This is a genomic window from Halomonas sp. M4R1S46 (genome assembly GCF_025725685.1).
Lineage (GTDB): Bacteria > Pseudomonadota > Gammaproteobacteria > Pseudomonadales > Halomonadaceae > Halomonas.
This window is the reverse complement of record NZ_CP107008.1, coordinates 3,692,271-3,708,877: the sequence shown is the minus strand read 5'-3', so window position 1 is coordinate 3,708,877 and position 16,607 is coordinate 3,692,271. Positions and strand designations below refer to the sequence as shown.

Annotated in this window: 18 protein-coding genes; 5 read left to right on the top strand and 13 right to left on the bottom strand. The window is 70.3% G+C overall.

The features are described from left to right. From OCT48_RS17155 to def, 11 genes are all read right to left on the bottom strand, one after another. On the bottom strand, positions 1 to 1,359 hold the full coding sequence (locus OCT48_RS17155; protein ID WP_263590348.1) for a TrkH family potassium uptake protein: 1,359 nt from the start codon (positions 1,357 to 1,359) through the stop codon (positions 1 to 3). A 44-nt stretch (positions 1,360 to 1,403) separates the two neighbouring features. Continuing rightward, on the bottom strand, positions 1,404 to 2,060 hold the full coding sequence (locus tag OCT48_RS17150; RefSeq protein WP_263590347.1) for a potassium channel family protein: 657 nt from the start codon (positions 2,058 to 2,060) through the stop codon (positions 1,404 to 1,406). Positions 2,061 to 2,145: 85 nt separating this feature from the next. Further along, positions 2,146 to 3,384 carry a TraB/GumN family protein gene (locus OCT48_RS17145; protein ID WP_263590346.1) on the bottom strand — a complete coding sequence of 413 codons (1,239 nt, stop codon included), beginning with the start codon at positions 3,382 to 3,384 and terminating at the stop codon, positions 2,146 to 2,148. Positions 3,385 to 3,474: 90 nt separating this feature from the next. Beyond that, entirely contained in the window at positions 3,475 to 3,657 is a 183-nt protein-coding gene (locus OCT48_RS17140) for a hypothetical protein (RefSeq protein ID WP_263590345.1), read from the bottom strand. Continuing rightward, positions 3,654 to 3,836: a hypothetical protein gene (locus tag OCT48_RS17135; protein ID WP_263590344.1), complete on the bottom strand. Its 183-nt coding sequence runs from the start codon at positions 3,834 to 3,836 to the stop codon at positions 3,654 to 3,656. Before OCT48_RS17135 ends, OCT48_RS17140 begins: the two co-directional genes overlap by 4 nt. After that, positions 3,833 to 5,281 carry a TrkH family potassium uptake protein gene (locus OCT48_RS17130; RefSeq protein WP_263590343.1) on the bottom strand — a complete coding sequence of 483 codons (1,449 nt, stop codon included), beginning with the start codon at positions 5,279 to 5,281 and terminating at the stop codon, positions 3,833 to 3,835. The genes OCT48_RS17135 and OCT48_RS17130 overlap by 4 nt, the downstream gene beginning before the upstream one ends. A 69-nt stretch (positions 5,282 to 5,350) precedes the next feature. Next, positions 5,351 to 6,724 carry a Trk system potassium transporter TrkA gene (gene trkA / locus OCT48_RS17125; protein ID WP_263590342.1) on the bottom strand — a complete coding sequence of 458 codons (1,374 nt, stop codon included), beginning with the start codon at positions 6,722 to 6,724 and terminating at the stop codon, positions 5,351 to 5,353. 115 nt (positions 6,725 to 6,839) lie between these two features. Continuing rightward, entirely contained in the window at positions 6,840 to 7,043 is a 204-nt protein-coding gene (locus OCT48_RS17120; protein WP_263590341.1) for a dodecin, read from the bottom strand. Positions 7,044 to 7,077: 34 nt separating this feature from the next. Further along, positions 7,078 to 8,418 carry a 16S rRNA (cytosine(967)-C(5))-methyltransferase RsmB gene (gene rsmB / locus OCT48_RS17115; protein ID WP_263590340.1) on the bottom strand — a complete coding sequence of 447 codons (1,341 nt, stop codon included), beginning with the start codon at positions 8,416 to 8,418 and terminating at the stop codon, positions 7,078 to 7,080. After that, positions 8,415 to 9,398: a methionyl-tRNA formyltransferase gene (gene fmt / locus OCT48_RS17110; protein ID WP_263590339.1), complete on the bottom strand. Its 984-nt coding sequence runs from the start codon at positions 9,396 to 9,398 to the stop codon at positions 8,415 to 8,417. Before fmt ends, rsmB begins: the two co-directional genes overlap by 4 nt. 128 nt (positions 9,399 to 9,526) lie before the next feature. After that, positions 9,527 to 10,039 carry a peptide deformylase gene (def, locus tag OCT48_RS17105; RefSeq protein ID WP_263590338.1) on the bottom strand — a complete coding sequence of 171 codons (513 nt, stop codon included), beginning with the start codon at positions 10,037 to 10,039 and terminating at the stop codon, positions 9,527 to 9,529. Positions 10,040 to 10,204: 165 nt separating this feature from the next. Here def and OCT48_RS17100 point away from each other — a divergent pair, with 165 nt between their 5' ends. The 5 genes from OCT48_RS17100 to aroE all read left to right on the top strand — a co-directional run bounded on the left by OCT48_RS17100 (position 10,205) and on the right by aroE (position 15,075). Beyond that, the gene (locus OCT48_RS17100; protein ID WP_263590337.1) at positions 10,205 to 11,290 is read left to right on the top strand and encodes a LysM peptidoglycan-binding domain-containing protein; all 1,086 of its coding nucleotides are present in this window, start codon (positions 10,205 to 10,207) and stop codon (positions 11,288 to 11,290) included. A 12-nt stretch (positions 11,291 to 11,302) separates the two neighbouring features. Then, positions 11,303 to 12,403, top strand: coding sequence for a DNA-processing protein DprA (dprA, locus tag OCT48_RS17095; protein WP_263590336.1), 1,101 nt, complete (start codon positions 11,303 to 11,305; stop codon positions 12,401 to 12,403). Between the two features lie 39 nt (positions 12,404 to 12,442). Then, on the top strand, positions 12,443 to 13,000 hold the full coding sequence (locus tag OCT48_RS17090; protein ID WP_263590335.1) for an L-threonylcarbamoyladenylate synthase: 558 nt from the start codon (positions 12,443 to 12,445) through the stop codon (positions 12,998 to 13,000). Positions 13,001 to 13,191: 191 nt separating this feature from the next. Further along, complete coding sequence (gene hemF, locus OCT48_RS17085) at positions 13,192 to 14,115, top strand: oxygen-dependent coproporphyrinogen oxidase (protein ID WP_263590334.1); 924 nt, start codon at positions 13,192 to 13,194, stop codon at positions 14,113 to 14,115. 147 nt (positions 14,116 to 14,262) lie between these two features. Beyond that, positions 14,263 to 15,075 carry a shikimate dehydrogenase gene (aroE, locus tag OCT48_RS17080; protein ID WP_263590333.1) on the top strand — a complete coding sequence of 271 codons (813 nt, stop codon included), beginning with the start codon at positions 14,263 to 14,265 and terminating at the stop codon, positions 15,073 to 15,075. 379 nt (positions 15,076 to 15,454) lie between these two features. Here aroE and OCT48_RS17075 read toward each other — a convergent pair whose 3' ends face one another. Together OCT48_RS17075 and OCT48_RS17070 are read right to left on the bottom strand one after the other, a co-directional pair. Next, positions 15,455 to 15,715 carry a hypothetical protein gene (locus tag OCT48_RS17075; RefSeq protein WP_263590332.1) on the bottom strand — a complete coding sequence of 87 codons (261 nt, stop codon included), beginning with the start codon at positions 15,713 to 15,715 and terminating at the stop codon, positions 15,455 to 15,457. An 18-nt stretch (positions 15,716 to 15,733) separates the two neighbouring features. Beyond that, positions 15,734 to 16,534, bottom strand: a complete 801-nt coding sequence (locus OCT48_RS17070; RefSeq protein WP_263590331.1) for a M48 family metallopeptidase — start codon at positions 16,532 to 16,534, stop codon at positions 15,734 to 15,736. Positions 16,535 to 16,607 lie beyond the last annotated feature (73 nt).

The window sequence follows — 16,607 nt, the reverse complement described above, 5'->3', positions numbered from 1 at the left end:
TCAGCCGATGTGCACCCGGCCCTCGGCATAGCGAAGGCCCTTCACCTTGCGCTTGGCGATCAGGTAGCCCAGCGAGATGGGGCCGACCCGCCCCAGCAGCATGGTCACGATCAGGGTCAGCTGGCCGGGGATCGACAGGTCAGGGGTAACGCCGCGGGTGAGCCCCACGGTCCCGAAGGCCGATACCGCCTCGAAGGCCAGGTCGAGGAAACGCTGCCCGGGCTCGGTGATCGTCAGGGCCAGCAGGCAGCCGAAGATCAGCAGCATGCCGGCCAGTGCCACGGCGACGGCCTCCATCACCGTTCCATCGGATAGCGAACGTCCGAAGGCCTCCGGCTTTACCCGACCGCGCAGGAAGGCGCGAGCAACCAGCAGCAGGACCACGAAGGTGGTGACCTTGATACCGCTGGCGGTGGAGCCGGAGCCGGCACCGATGAACATCCACAGCATGGTGAGCAGGGTAGAGGGCGCGGACAGGGCGCCGGTGTCCAGGGTGTTGAAGCCGGCCGTGCGGGGCGTGACGGCCTGGAACCAGGCGGCTTGCAGCTTGGCGCCGAGGGTCTCCAGCCGGCCCAGGGTGGCGGGATTATGCCACTCGAGCAGCAGCACGCTCGCCATGGCAACCAGGATCAGCCACAGCGTGGCGTGGAGCATGATCCGCGCATGCAGCGATATCCCGGTGCCCGGACGCCAGTTCGCCAGTTCGGCGATGACCACGAAGCCGAGCCCGCCGACGATGAACAACAGGCTGATCACGCCGTTGACCAGCGGGTCGGCCACTTCCTGCATCAAGCTGTCCGACCAGACGGAGAAACCGGCATTGTTGAAGGCCGAGATCGCGTGAAAGGCGCTGAGCCAGAGCCCCTTCGCGAGGCCATGGTCGGGCACCCAGGTGAGAGCCAGCAGCAGGGTGCCACACGCCTCCGCGATGAGGGCGAAGGCGATGACCAGTCGCACCATGTGGGCCAGCGCATCGAAGGAGGTATGGTCGAGGCTTTCGCTGATCAGTCGCTTCTGATGCAGTGGCAGTCGCACGCCGAGCAGGACCATCATCATGGCGGCACAGGTCATGAAGCCGAGACCACCGATCTGGATCAGCGCCAGCACCACCCCCTGACCGAACAGGGTGAGTGACGACGTGTCGATCACCCCCAGCCCGGTGACTGTCACCGCCGAGGTCGCGGTAAACAGGGCCTGATGCCAGGCCAGGGGCTGATGGGCGGCGATGGGCTGAAGCAGCAGCAGCGTGCCGACGCTGCTGAGCAGCAGGAAGCCCAGCAGCAGCAGCTCCGGCAGGGAGAAGGTGAGGACCGGCCCATGGGGAAGCCGTCGTATGGGGCGTCTCAGGCGCTCATGCATGCTCCCGCTCCCCGCGTCGCGTGACTCATGGTGGTATATGCCGGTCAGAGATGCCGGCCCAGGCTCCGCAGTTCCTCCAGTTCGCCCAGCAGCACCAGGCTGTCTCGTGGCTTCAGGGCAATATCGCTTCCCGGCGTGCGGATCAGTTCATTGCCCCGTTTGATGGCGATGACCGAGAGGCTCTTGGTGTTCCGGTTCAGGTCGCCCACCGTGGGGAAGGAGGTCTCGAGCTGTTCGGTGGTCTGAAGCTCGACCACGAACTGCCGGTTGCCCAGGTCGATGAAGTCGACCAGGGCGTGATAATGGAGGCTCTCTCCGACCCGTACCCCGATGTCATACTCCGGGTAGACGACGTGATCGGCCCCGAGGCGCTTGAGCAGGCGGTAGTGCGTGTCGGAATGGGCCTTGACCCAGACCTGCCGGGCCTGGTGTTCGCGGACGAGCAGGGTGCAGATCATGCTGGCTTCCAGGTTGTCATCGGTGTCGATGACCACCGCGTCGTATTCGCTCAGGGAGAGCTGACTGATGACCTGTTCATCGGTGATGTCGCCGACGATGGCATGGCTGAACAGATCCGCGTAGTGATCGACACGGGACTCGTCCAGGTCGACCCCCAGCACCTCGTCATGCTGGCGGTGTAGCTCCTGTGCCACCGTGATGCCGAAGAAGCCCAGGCCGAGAATCGCGAACTGGCGTGACATCGTTGCCCCCTTGGTGCGGATGGTGCGCGTCTGCTTGTCCCCTTCCCCCCAGCTGGCATCCTGCCCAGCGGGGCCGTGCCCGTGCTCAGCCGCCGATCAGCGCCCCGGCGATGCGGAAACCGGCGATCCAGGTGCCGGCGGCGGAGCCGAGGGTGGCGGCGAGGAAGACCAGCAGGGTGCGCGAGACGCGGTTGCGCCACCAGCCCTTCAACTGGGTGACGTCATGGCGCAGGGTGGCGAAGTCGCGCACCTTGGGCTTGCGCATGGCGAGTTCCACGCCGGCGGCGACGAAGCCGGCGCCGATGGTGGGATTCAACGAGGTGAGTGGCGCGGCCACCACGGTGGCGGCCACGGTCACCGGGTGCGCCAGGGCCACCAGGGTGGCCGCGCCGGAGAGCACGCCGTTGATCACGAACCACTCCGCCACCAGCTGCCAGCCGAGTTCGGTGTTGCGCGAGAAGCCGATGGCGAAACCGGTCAGCACCAGCACGGTGATCGCCCAGGGCAGGACCTTCCAGGCCTTCGAGCGTGGCGGGGTGGCCTCGAGGGCCTCGCGCTCCGGGGTCGGCGCCTCCGGCAGAGGACGCTCCAGGTGCTCGGCCATGCCCTTGAGATGGCCGGCGCCGATCACCACCAGCACGTGCCGGTAGCGGCCGGGCGGGCACTGCTCGGCCAGGCGCAGCACCATGTAGCGATCCCGCTCGCTGATCAGCGGCGTGTAGAGGGTCTCGGACTCGGCGGCGAACTCGCTGAAGGTGGACTCCAGGACATCGCCCTCCTTGAGCCGCTCGATGTCCGCGGCGGAGATATCCTGGCGCGACAGCACGCCACCGAGCAGCCCCGAGAACAGCGAGAAGCGCTGCCACCAGGGCACGTTGTGGTAGAGGCGCTTGAGGGTCACCCCCACGTCCCGGTCGATCAGCACCAGCGGCAGACCACGGGCCCGGGTCTCCTCCAGGGCGGCGCGCATCTCGGCACCGGGCTCGATGCCCGACTGTTCGGCGAGGCGCTGCTGGAAGGCGCCCAGTGCCAGGCTGGCGGCGACCATGCCGGCCTTGCCCTGGCGGAAGATCTGGAACAGGTCCTGCTCGCCGAGGGCGTCGGGGTTGGCCAGGTTCTGGTGGCGCGAGTCGCACAGCTCGATGGCCACCGCGTCGAACTCGCCGGAGTCGATCAGCGAGCGGACCTCCGCGGCGCTCTCCGCCGAGACATGAGCGGTACCCAGCAGGGTGTAACGGGTCTCGCCCACCCGGAGGGTGCGGCGGGGGCCGCCGGTGGTGGCCTGTTCACGGGGGGCGGTCACGGTGTCCTGGGAGTCGGTCATTGACGCTCGGGCCTGGAGGATGAAGGGTCGATTATCCACGAAGCCCGCCGGCGGGCCAAACCCGCCGCGGGCGCTTGCATCGGGTTTCCTCTACTTGCGCCAGAAGGCCGAGGTGAACAGCACCAGTACGGTGAAGATCTCCAGGCGACCGAGCAGCATGGCCACCACCCGGATCCACTTGGCCAGCATCGGCAGGTCGCCCCGGTATTGAGAGCCGCGCTGGCCCGGCCAGCGCCCAGGCGACCCCACCTGCAGAGCGGCGTCTTCGATCACTTGCGCCAGAAGGCCGGGGTGAACAGCACCAGCACGGTGAAGATCTCCAGGCGGCCGAGCAGCATGGCCACCACCAGGATCCACTTGGCCAGCATCGGCAGGTCGCCCCGGTATTGAGAGCTGCGCTGGCCCGGCCAGCGCCCAGGCGACCCCACCTGCAGAGCGGCATCTTCGATCACTTGCGCCAGAAGGCCGGGGTGAACAGCACCAGCACGGTGAAGATCTCCAGGCGGCCGAGCAGCATGGCCACCACCAGGATCCACTTGGCCAGCATCGGCAGGTCGCCGTAATGTGCGCTGGCCTCGCCCAGGGCGGGGCCCAGGTTGTTGAGCGCCGAGGCCACGGTGGACCAGGCGGTGATCTGGTCGACGCCGGTGGCCATCACGCCCACCAGCATCAGGAAGAACAGCATCACGTAGGCCGAGAAGAACCCCCAGACCGCCTGGGCGATGCCGTCCGGCACGCTGACCTTGCCGATCTTCACGGTGATCACCGCATTGGGGTGGATCAGACGCATCACCTCGCGCATGCCCTGCTTGAGGATCAGAATGATGCGGATCACCTTCATGCCGCCGCCGGTGGAGCCCGAGCAGCCGCCGACGAAGGCCGTCACGAACAGCAGGAAGGGCAGGGCGCCGGGCCAGATCGAGAAGTCGGCCACGGCGAAGCCGGCGGTGGTGGCGATCGAGACCACCTCGAACAGGGCATGGCGCAGCCCCAGGGTGGTCTCGTAGATCTCGGTGAGCCACAGCGAGATCGCGGTGATGGTCACCAGGCCCGCCAGGAACAGCATCAAGAAGCGCGCCTCCGGGTCCTGGAAGTAGTGGGCCACGCTGCGCTGCCGCCAGGCCAGGAAATGCAGGCTGAAGCTCATCGCCGAGATGACCAGGAAGAACACGCAGACCAGCTCGATGGCGGCGCTGTCGAAGTAGCCGATGCTGGCGTCGTGGGTCGAGAAGCCGCCGATGGCCACGGTGGAGAAGCTGTGGCCCAGGGCGTCGAACCAGTTCATGCCGGCGGCCATGTAGGCCAGCATGCAGGTCACGGTCAGGGTGGCGTAGATGTACCACAGCGCCTTGGCGGTCTCGGTGATGCGCGGGGTCAGCTTGGAGTCCTTGAGCGGCCCCGGGATCTCGGTGCGGTACAGGGCCATGCCGCCGACGCCCAGCGTCGGTAGGATGGCCACCGCCAGTACCACGATCCCCATGCCACCCAGCCACTGCAGCTGCTGACGATAGTAGAGGATCGCCTCGGGCAACAGGTCGATGCCGGTGATCACCGTGGCCCCGGTGGTGGTCAGTCCCGAGAAGGACTCGAAGACGGCGTCGGTGGGCGACAGCGCCGAGGCGCCGGTGAGCATCAGTGGCAGCGAGCCGAACAGCCCCAGCACGCTCCAGAACAGCGCCGCGATCAGGAAGCCGTCGCGGGTGCGCAGTTCCCTGCGGGCATGGCGGTTGGGCAGGTACATCATGGCCCCGGTCACCACGGTGATGGCCAGCGCCACCACGAAGGCCTCCCACATGCCGTCGCCGAAGAGCAGCGAGATCAGGATCGGGGGCGCCATGGTCAGGCTGAACATCATCAGCAGCAGACCCAGGATACGCAGGATCATGCGCAGGCTCATGCGGTGGCTCTCCTCGTCGGGTGGGGCGTCGTCCCTGGCGGCATGGCGGTCACTCGGTGCGAGGCTCCATCAGAAGAAGGTCAGGCCGACCTGGAACAGCCGTTCCACGTCGCGGATGCGGCGCTTGTCGATGACGAACAGGATCACGTGGTCACCCGACTCGACCACCACGTCGTCATGGGCGATCAGCACCTCCTTGCCGCGCACGATGGCACCGATGGTGGTGCCGTTGGGCAGGTCGATATCGCCGATGGCCCGGCCCACCACCTTGGAGGACTGGGTGTCGCCGTGGGCGATGGCCTCGATGGCCTCGGCGGCGCCGCGGCGCAGCGAGTGGACGTTGACGATGTCGCCGCGGCGCACGTGGGTCAGCAGGCTGCCGATGGTGGCCTGCTGGGGCGAGATGGCGATGTCGATCTCGCCGCCCTGGACCAGGTCCACGTAGGCGGCGTTGTTGATCAGCGTCAGTACCTTCTTGGCGCCCATGCGCTTGGCCAGCATCGACGACATGATGTTGACCTCGTCGTCGTTGGTCAGCGCGCAGAAGATGTCGCAGTCCTCGATGTTCTCCTCCTCCAGCAGGCGCTTGCTGGTGGCGCTGCCGTGGAGCACCACGGTGCGGTCGAGGCGCTCGGAGAGCTGGGTGCAGCGGTCGAGGCTGTGCTCGACGATCTTCACCTGGTGGCTGTGTTCGAGGTGCTCGGCGAGGCGCTCGCCGATGTTGCCGCCGCCGACGATGATGATCCGCCGGAAGTCCCGCTCCAGGCGCCGGAGCTCGCTCATCACCGCGCGGATGTCACGCCGGGCGGCAATGAAGAACACCTCGTCATCGGCCTCGATGACGGTGTCGCCGCGGGGGATGATCGGCCGGTTGCGGCGGTAGATGGCGGCCACCCGGGTATCGACGCTGGGCATGTGCCGGCGCAGGAAGCCCAGTTCCTGACCCACCAGCGGGCCGCCGTAGAAGGCCTTCACCGCCACCAGCTGCACCAGGCCGCCGGCGAACTCCAGCACCTGCAGGGCGCCGGGGTGCTCGATCAGCCGGCGGATATGATCGGTGACCACCTGCTCGGGACTGATCAGCACGTCGATGGGCACCGCCTCGTGGGCGAACAGCCCCTTGCGGGTCAGGTAGGCGGTGGCACGGACCCGGGCGATCTTGGTCGGGGTGCGGAACAGCGTATGGGCCACCTGACAGGCGATCATGTTGACCTCGTCGGAGTTGGTCACCGCGATCAGCATGTCGGCGTCCTCGCAGCCGGCCTGGCGCAGCACCATGGGGTAGGAACCGGCGCCGGTCACGGTGCGGATGTCGAGCCGGGTGTGCAGCTCGCGCAGCCGATCGCCGTCGGTGTCCACCACCGTGATGTCGTTCTCTTCGCGGGCCAGGTGTTCGGCCAGGGTCCCACCGACCTGGCCGGCGCCGAGGATGATGATCTTCATTGGGTGTCGCTGTCCGCAGGAAGCCGTGGCGGTGCCGTTTTGTGCACCGCAACATGAGTGATGGCCAGCTTAAACCAGCCGCGGATGGAAGAACAGGTCGGCCGCGGGGCCGGCCTCAGTCGAGGGTGAAGCCCACCTTGAGCGTCACCTGCCAGTGCACCACCCGGCCATGCTCGATATGGCCGCGGGTGTCGGTGACCTCGAACCAGCGCATGCTGTGCAGGCTCTCCGAGGCCTTGCTGAGGGCGCTCTGCACCGCGTCCTCGATGCCCGTCTCGGAGGTGCCGGTCAGCTCGATGTGCTTGTAGATATGGTTCATGGTGTCGTCCTTTGGCAGCGAAGGATGGGGCCGCTCAGGCGGCCCGCTTCCTCAGTCTGGCATAGAAGAAGCCGTCATGGCTGTCGAGGCTCGGCAGCAGCTGGCGCCCGGCGCCGGCGGGCCGACCCCAGGCGAGCCCCGTGGGCGTGGTCACCTCGGCGTCGGGGGTGCGCTCGAGGAAGGCCTGGACCTGGTCGGCGTTCTCCTCGGGCAGCACCGAGCAGGTGGCATAGAGCAGGGAGCCGCCCGGCGACAGCAGCGGCCAGAGGTTGTCGAGCAGGCGGGCCTGGAGCTCGGCCAGCCGCGGGATGTCCGAGGGGCGGCGCAGGCGCTTGATGTCCGGGTGGCGGCGGATCACGCCGCTGCCGGAGCAGGGGGCGTCGAGCAGGATGGCGTCGTAGGGAGTGCCGTCCCACCAGTCGCGCTGGGTAGCGTCGCCGTGGGCCAGGGAGGCACTCAGGCCGAGCCGCGACAGGGTGTCCTCGACCCGGGCCAGGCGGGCGTCGTCGCTGTCGATGGCCTGCAGCTCGATGTCGAACAGCTCGAGCAGGTGGGCGGTCTTGCCGCCGGGGGCGCAGCAGGCGTCCAGCACCCGGGCGCCGGGACGCGGGGCGATCACCGGCCCCAGCAGCACCGCAGCGAGCTGGGCCGACTCGTCCTGGACGCTGACCAGGCCCTCCTGGAAGCCGGGCAGGGTGGTCACGTCCCGCGGCGTGTCCAGGGTCAGGCCATCGGGCGCATGCGGGCACAGCCGGCAGCTGATGCCGGGGGCATCGAGGCGGTCGCGGTACATCTCGCGGTCGCCGTGGCGGCGGTTGACCCGCAGGGTCATGGGGCCGGGGCGGTTGTTGGCCTCACAGATGGCCCGCCAGTCGTCCGGCCAGGCCTGGCGGAAGGCCTTGAGCCACCACTTGGGGTGGAGCAGGGCCACGGCCGGGTCCTTGTCGACCTCGGCCTGCAGCGCCGCGGATTCGCGCTGCAGGCGGCGCAGGCAGCCGTTGAGCACCCGGGTGGCCCAGGCCTTGTTGAGCAGGCGGGCGGCGCCGGCGGTCTCGCCCACCGCGGCATGGGCCGGGATGCGCAGGTAGAGCAACTGGTAGATGCCGACCAGCAGCAGGGCCTGGATGTCGGCATCGCGGGCCTTGAAGGGCTTCTCCAGCAACGTCGCGGCCAGGGCTTCCAGCCGCGGCAGGGCCCGGCAGGTACCGAAGCACAGCTCCTTGAAGAGGCTGCGGTCCCGGGCCACCACCTTGTGCTCGTCGAGGTTGTTGAGCGAGCCCTTGCCGGTGATCACCGGGGCGAGCGCCCGGGCCGCGGCGGCGCGCACCGCCAGGCCGTTGTCGAGGGACTTGGAGCGTCCGGCGTGCTGGCTCATGCGCGGGTCTCCCGGTCCGGGGTCCCCAGGCGGGCGCCCGGGGGGAAGCGGTCCGCGCGGGCCTTGAGCAGCTCGCGAACATCGAGGGCCTTGCCGCCCGGCAGCTGGGCCTGGGTCACGCGCAGCACCTGGTCGCCGCCGGGGCCGCAGGCGATACGCAGGGCATCGGGGTCGGGGGCGAGCAGGGTGCCGGGGGCCTCGGGGTCGCCCGCGTCCGGGGCGGCCTCGGCCATCAGCAGGCGCAGGCGGTCCTCGCCCAGCGCGCACCAGGCCACCGGCCAGGGATTGAAGGCGCGGATGCGGGCGGCGAGCGCCTCGGCGGGCTGGCGGAAGTCGAGCTCGGCCTCGGCCTTGGTCAGCTTGGCGGCGTAGGTGACACCGGCCTCCGGCTGGGGCTCGGCGACCAGGCCATCACCGGCCAGGGCCTCCAGGGCCTCGCCAAGCGCCTGGCCGCCGAGGGCGGCCAGGGTGTCATGGAGTTCGCCGCCGGTGGTGGTGGCGGTGATGGGGGTCCGCCGGACCAGCAGCATGTCGCCGGTATCCAGGCCCTCGTCCATCTGCATGATGGTCACGCCGCTCTCGGCGTCGCCGGCCTCGATGGCCCGCTGGATGGGCGCCGCGCCGCGCCAGCGCGGCAGCAGGGAGGCGTGGACATTGAGGCAGCCCAGCCGCGGCGTGTCGAGCACCGCCTTGGGCAGGATCAGGCCGTAGGCCACCACCACCATGAGGTCGGCGTCCAGGTCGGCCAGCTCGGCCTGGGCCTCCGGCGTGCGCAGCGAGGCGGGCTGGTGGACCGGCAGGTCATGCTCCAGGGCCAGCGCCTTGACGGGGCTGGGGGTGAGCTTGCGGCCCCGCCCGGCGGGACGGTCGGGCTGGGTGTAGACGGCGACGACGTGGTGGGGGCTCGCCAGCAGTGACGCCAGGCTCTCGGCGGCGAAGTCGGGCGTGCCGGCGAAGATGACGCGCAGGGGTCGGGACATGGGTCGAGGGCCTTACCGGGATGAATGCCCCTATGATAACGGAGCGGGGCGCAAACGACGAAGGCCGGCGCCCTCAACGGCGCCGGCCTTCTCGTGTCGTGCCCGTGAGGGCCCTGACGCCCTTGGGTTCAGGCGGGCTGGCCCAGCTTGTGGCGCTTCTGCATCTTCTTCATCACCCGGTCGCGCTTGAGCGGCGACAGGTAGTCGACGAACAGCACGCCTTCCAGGTGGTCGCACTCGTGCTGGATGCAGTGGGCCAGCAGGCCCTCGGCCTCCAGCTCATAGGGCAGGCCGTCGCGGCCCAGCGCCTTGAGCTGCACCTTCAGGGCACGCGGCACCTCGGCATAGTACTCGGGGATCGACAGGCAGCCCTCCTGCATCGGCTCGCGCTCGTCGCCGATGGGCGTGTACGTCGGGTTGATCAGCACCAGCGGGGTGCTGCGATCGTCGCTGACGTCCATCACGATCACGCGCCGGTGCACGTCCACCTGGGTGGCGGCCAGGCCGATGCCTTGGGCGTCGTACATGGTCTCGAGCATGTCGTCGACCAGTTGGCGCACCTCGTCGTCGACCGTCTCGACGGCGACCGCCTTGGTGCGCAGCCGCTCGTCGGGGAATTCGAGGATGGGGAGTTTGGCCATGGCGTTGGTGTCACCGTTGTGCTGTCATTCAGGATATGCGGCTATTCTAAAAGCCGGCGACGCGGCGGAAAACCACGAGCCGCGTATCGTATCGATAGCATCAGACTATACCACGGCGGCAGGGTTCCATGCGCCACCGGGGATCACAACGCGGGGGACGCGGGGATGAGGCAGACGAGACGCAGCAAGGTCATGCGGCGCTGGCTGGGGGCGCTGGCGGCGGGGTTGCTGGTGGGCCCCGTGCAGGCCCAGGGCCTGTCCTGGGAGGATGGCCTGAGGGACAGTGCGCCGGACCGCTACACCGTGGTCAGGGGCGATACCCTGTGGGACATCTCCGGGCGCTTCCTGCAGCATCCCTGGCAGTGGCCGGAGGTCTGGCAGGTCAATCCGCAGATCGAGAACCCGCACCTGATCTATCCCGGCGACACCGTCTACCTCTACGACTGCGGCGGCCGGCCCTGCCTGGGCCTGGAGCGGGGCCAGGGGGTGGTCCGCCTCTCCCCGGAGGTGCGCACCGTTCCGCACCGCGAGGCCATCGCGCCCCTCCCGCTGGAGTCGGTGCGTCACTTCCTGCGCGAGCATCGGGTGGTCACTGATCCGGAGCAGCTGGACGAGCTGGCCTATGTGGTGGCCGGCGACGACGGCCGCCTGGTCAGCGGGGCCGGGGACCAGTTCTACGCCCGGGGCCGCGTGGACGGCGGCGGACGCTTCGGCATCTATCGCGTCGGCGAGCACTACCGCGACCAGACCAGCGGCGAGCTGCTCGGCCTCGAGCTGGAGAGTGTCGGCGAGGCCCGCCGGCTGCGCCAGGAAGACGAGATCGCGGTGATGGAGGCCACCAGTTCCCGGGAGGAGATCCGCAGCAACGACATCATCCTGCCGCTGGAAGACCGGGCCCTGACCACCGGGTTCCTGCCGCGGGCCCCGGAGCAGCCGATCGACGGTCGCATCCTGGCGGTGCCCGGCGGGGTGCGCTTCATCGGCCGGCTGCAGGTGGTGGCGCTGGACCGCGGCACCCGCGACGGCCTGGCGGCCGGGCACGTGCTGGCGGTGGAGCAGCGCGGCGAGCTGGTCGACGACCCGCGCACCGGCGAGGCCCTGCGGATGCCCGGCGAGGACGCCGGCCTGGTGATGGTCTTCCGGCCCTACGAGAAGATGAGCTACGGCCTGGTGATGCGGGCCACTCGCACCCTGGCCGTGGGGGACCGGCTGCACAACCCGCGCGCCTCGCTGGGCACGGCGCTGCGCTGAGCCCCGTTTCGCATGGGGCTCGAGGCCAGGGAGTGGCTGCTGCTGTCGCGGCTGCCCGGCATCGGCGCGGCCGGGCTGGCCGAACTCGCCGAGCGGGGGCCGGCCTGGCCGGAGGGCTGGCTGGCGGTGCTGCCCGCGCCGGCCGGCCGTGCCCTGCGCCTGTGGCTCGACCATCCCGGGCGCAGCCCGCTGGGCCCGGGGCTCGAGGCCGACCTGGCCTGGCTCGACGCCGCGGCCGACCGCCACCTCCTGCATCCCGACCACCCCGCCTGGCCGACCCTGCTCGGCCAGATCGCCGACCCGCCGCCGGTGCTCTGGGCCTGGGGGGATCTCCAGGCCCTGGCGCCGCCGAGGCTGGCCATGGTCGGCTCGCGCCGGCCGACCCGGGAGGGCCTCACCAACGCCGCCGGCTTCGCCCGGGAACTCGCCAGGCAAGGCTGGTGCGTGGTCAGCGGCATGGCCCTGGGCATCGACGGCGCGGCCCAGCGGGCGGCCCTGGAGGCCGATGGCTGCAGCGTGGCGGTACTGGGCTGCGGGGCCGATGTGGTCTACCCGGCGCGCCATCGCGACCTCCACGCGCGGTTGCAGGCCAGCGGCGGCCTGCTGGTCACCGAGCATCCCCCCGGTACCGAGGCCCGGGCGGCGTTCTTCCCGCGGCGCAATCGCATCGTCACCGGCCTGTCGCTGGGCGTGCTGGTGGTCGAGGCCGCCGAGCAGAGCGGTTCGCTGGTCAGCGCCCGGCTGGCCAACGAGCAGGGCCGCGAGGTCTTCGCCCTGCCGGGATCCATCCACAACCCCCAGGCCCGGGGCTGCCTGCGGCTGATCCGCGACGGTGCGGCGCTGGTCCGCCAGGTGGACGATATCCTCGACGAGCTCGTGCAGTGGCCCGGTACCCGGCCGGCCGGCGAGGCAGTGGTCACGCCCGCCCCGGCTCGGGAGGACCCGCTGCTGGGCTGGCTCAGCGACACGCCCACGCCGGTGGACGCCCTGGTCGACCTCACCGGCCTCGGGGTCACGGAGTGCCAGCGACGGCTACTGGAGCTGGAGCTCGAGGGCCAGGCGCGGCCGGCCCTGGGCGGCTGGGTGCGCCTGCCGACGCAGCGGTGCCCGTGATAGAATGCCGGCCGTCGTCATCGCACCGGACCCAATGCCATGACCCAGGCCACTCCCCTCGAGACCACCGTGGCCGCCCTGCGCGCGGGCGGCGTCATTGCCTATCCCACCGAAGCCGTCTGGGGCCTCGGCTGTGACCCGGACGACGAGGCGGCCCTGACCCGCCTGCTGCGCCTCAAGGCCCGCGACCCGGCCAAGGGCGTGATCCTGGTGGCCGCCGACATCGGCCAGTTCGCGCCCTGGCTGGAAGGACTGCCGCTGGGCCAGCATGCCCCCCTGGCGGCGAGCTGGCCCGGCCCCACCACCTGGCTGGTGCCCGACAACGGCCGCGCCCTGCCCCTGGTGCGCGGCGCCCATGACCGGGTGGCGTTGCGGGTCAGCGACCACCCGCTGGTCGCCGAGCTGTGCCGGGCCTTCGGCGGGCCGCTGGTGTCCACCTCGGCCAACCGCGCCGGCGAGCCCCCGGCGATGAGCGCCGCCGAGATTCATGCGATCTTCGGCGAGGAACTCGATGCCGTCCTCGATGGCCCCCTGGGCGGCCACGACCGCCCCAGCACCATCCGCGACCTGGCCACCGGCCGGGTGCTGCGCGCCTGAGAACTCATTCCGAAACGTCCGGCGAGATGAGCGCCGGGGACAAGGCGAAGCGAGGGTCTTTTGACCAGGGAAGGCAAAAGTAGCGCCCAAGGAAGGGTTCATAGCGCCCTCGCGCAGGCTTGGCGCCGGAACAGCTCATCTTCCACCCAGGACCCTTCGAATCCCGTTTCGCCCGCTATCAAGGAGGCCCCGTGGCCCACGCCAATCTCGACGACGTCAAGACCTACCTGCTCGATCTCCAGGACCGCCTGTGCGAGGCCCTGGCCGCCGAGGACGGCCGTGCCGGCTTCCGCGAGGACGCCTGGACCCGCGAGGCGGGCGGCGGGGGGCGCTCCCGGGTGATCGAGCACGGCGCGGTGTTCGAGAAGGGCGGCGTCAACTTCTCCCATGTCCACGGCGCCACCCTGCCGCCCTCGGCTACCGCCGCCCGCCCGGAGCTGGCCGGTCGCGGCTTCCACGCGGTGGGCGTGTCCTGGGTGCTGCACCCCGAGAACCCTCATGTGCCCACCAGTCACGGCAACGTGCGCTTCCTGATCGCCGAGAAGGCCGGCGAGGAGCCGGTGTGGTGGTTCGGCGGCGGCTACGACCTGACGCCCTTCTATCCGGTGCGGGAGGACGTGCGCCACTGGCACCGGGTGGCCCGGGACGCCTGCGCGCCCTTCGGCGACGATGTCTACCCGCGCTACAAGGCCTGGTGCGACGACTACTTCTATCTCAAGCACCGCGACGAGACCCGCGGCGTGGGCGGGCTGTTCTTCGACGACCTCAACGAGGGCGGCTTCGCGCGCTGCTTCGCCTTCCAGCAGGCGGTCGGCGACAGCTTCCTCGACGCCTACCTGCCGATCGTCCGGCGCCGGCGCGCCACGGCCTGGGGCGAGCGCGAACGGGACTTCCAGCTCTACCGGCGGGGACGCTACGTGGAGTTCAACCTGGTCTGGGACCGTGGCACCCTGTTCGGCCTGCAGAGCGGCGGGCGCACCGAGTCGATCCTGATGTCGATGCCGCCGCTGGTCCGCTGGGAGTACGACTGGCACCCCGCGCCCGACAGCCCCGAGGCGGAACTCTACGAGCACTATCTGGCGCCCCGGGACTGGTTGGGGGAAGACACTGAATGAGCGTCTGCTCGCCGGAATCGCTGCGTTGCGCGGTGCTCGCATTCCTCACCTATTACTCATAGGCTGCGGATGCTGCGCTCCGGGCGCCTTGCGCTTCCTGGCGCTCGACGGCTTCTTCAGCGCTTCCCGGGACAATATGGAGTTTCCATGACTGACCGTTACTGCGTGTTCGGCCATCCCGTCGGCCATTCCCGGTCGCCGGCGATCCACGCCGCCTTCGCCGAGCAGACCGGCGAGGCCATCGAGTACACCGCCATCGAGGCGCCCCTGGACGACTTCGCCGGGGCCTGGCGCGACTTCGTCGCCGCCGGCGGCCGCGGGGCCAATGTCACCGTGCCCTTCAAGGAGGACGCCTACCGGCTGTGCGACGCGCTGAGCCCCCGGGCCCGACGGGCCGGGGCGGTGAACACCCTGATCCTCGCCGACGACGGCGGCACCCGCGGCGATACCACCGACGGCCTGGGCCTGGTCGCCGACCTGCGGCGCCACGGCGTGGCGCTGGCGAAGGCCCGGGTGCTGGTGCTGGGCGCCGGTGGGGCCGTGCGTGGCGTGCTCGAGCCGCTGCTCGAGGCCGGCCCGGCCCGGCTGCAGATCGCCAACCGCACCGCCGCCAAGGCCCGGGCCCTGGCCGAGGACTTCGCCGACCTGGGGCCCGTGGCCGGCAGCGGGTTCGACGCCGTCGAGGGCCCCTTCGACCTGGTGATCAACGGCACCAGCGCGAGCCTCGGCGGCGAGCTGCCGCCGCTGCCCGACGCCCTGTTCGCCCCGGGGGCGACCGCCTACGACATGATGTACGGCGCCGAGCCCAGCGTCTTCCTGCGCTGGGCCGAGGCGCGCGGCGCCCGCGGCATCGACGGCCTGGGCATGCTGGTGGGGCAGGCCGCCGAGTCGTTCCACCTGTGGCGCGGCGTGCGCCCGGACGTCGCCCCCGTGCTGGAGGCGCTCAGGCAGGCGTTGTAACGCGAGGCAACATCAAGCGCCGAGAGCATTGGGGGGAATCGCCGACAGCACGTTGCTCGGCTTGGCGCGATGATGGGATCGGTAGATGCGCTGGCGCTTATCTCCCCTACGACTGACCCAGCTCCAAGGCTATCGCAGTTGCCTATAGCGAGGGGCGCCGGGGGCAGGCCGTAGAGGAGGTCCTACGCCAGGGGTGAGGAGGATTCCTCCGAACGGGTTGGCCATGGATGGCCAACCCCGGTCCTGCAAGCGGAGCAGGAGGCGAGAGCGCCGCAGGGCGTCGGTAGCGCCCAGGGAGGGGTTCACAGCGCCTCCTCAAAGGCCTGTCGACGGATCAGCCCCGAGCGATCCTGCTATCTGCGATACCCCTGGGCCCGGCTCAGCGGCGCTTGACGTAGAGCCCCACCATGCAGCACGCCAGGCCGGCCAGCGACACCAGCATGCCGCCGTTGACCAGCCAGGGGCGGCGCTCGATCCAGGGCACGAAGGGCTGGGGCGTGTCGCGGCATGCGCCGGCCAGGTAGTCCCAGTGGCCCTGCTGCACCAGCAGGCACTCCCGGACATCGCCCAGCTCCAGGAAATAGATGCCCATCAACACCAGGATGGGCAGGACCAGCAACAGCAGTCCGATTCTCAGCATGCGGCTTCCTTCGGGGCGTCAGGGACGCCCGCAGTTCGGGGTGCGACCGGCCTGGCGGGCCTGCTCGTAGCGGGGCAGGACCTCGGGCATCTGGGCCTCGAGGCCGGCGATGCGCTGGCCGTGGCTGGGGTGGGTGGACATCCACTCCGGGGGCTGGCCGCCGCCGGCGGCGCTCATGTTCCGCCACAGGGCCACGCTGGCGCGGGGATCGAAGCCGGCCTCGGCCATCAGCTGCAGGCCGACCACGTCGGCCTCGCTCTCGTGGCGACGGGAGAAGGGCAGCAGGATCCCGTACTGGGCCCCCAGGCCCAGGGCGGCCATGACCTGCTCGCCGCCGGCGCCCTCCAGTCCCGCCGCCGACGACAGCACCGAGAGGCCGAGGTTGGTGGCGCTCTGGGTCGAGGCGCGCTCGTTGGCATGGTGGGCCAGCACATGGGCGATCTCGTGGCCGATGACCGCGGCCAGCTGATCCTGGTTCTCGGCGATGGCCAGCAGGCCGGTGTTGACCCCCACATAGCCCCCGGGCAGGGCGAAGGCGTTGGCCGACTCGTCCTCGAAGACCCGCACCTGCCAGCCCCCGTCGCGGGCCTGCGGCGGCAGGGTCCGGACGATGGCCTCGGTCACGCACTGCACATGGCGGTAGGGGGCGCCGCCCACGGTGGAGCGCTCCTGCTGGTACTGGGCGAAGGCCTGGGCGCCCATCTGGTCGAGCTGCTGGTCGGACATCAGGGTCAGCTGCGAGCGACCGGTGGGTGAGGTGGTGCAGGCGGCCAGGGCGAGGCTCAGCGCCCCCACGGCCACTCCATGTATCCAACGCATCTGGGCTCCTCCTGGGGCCGCCAGGGGCGGTGCCACTGGACGGCTTGTCACGGTTCGCCACAAGATACCCCGA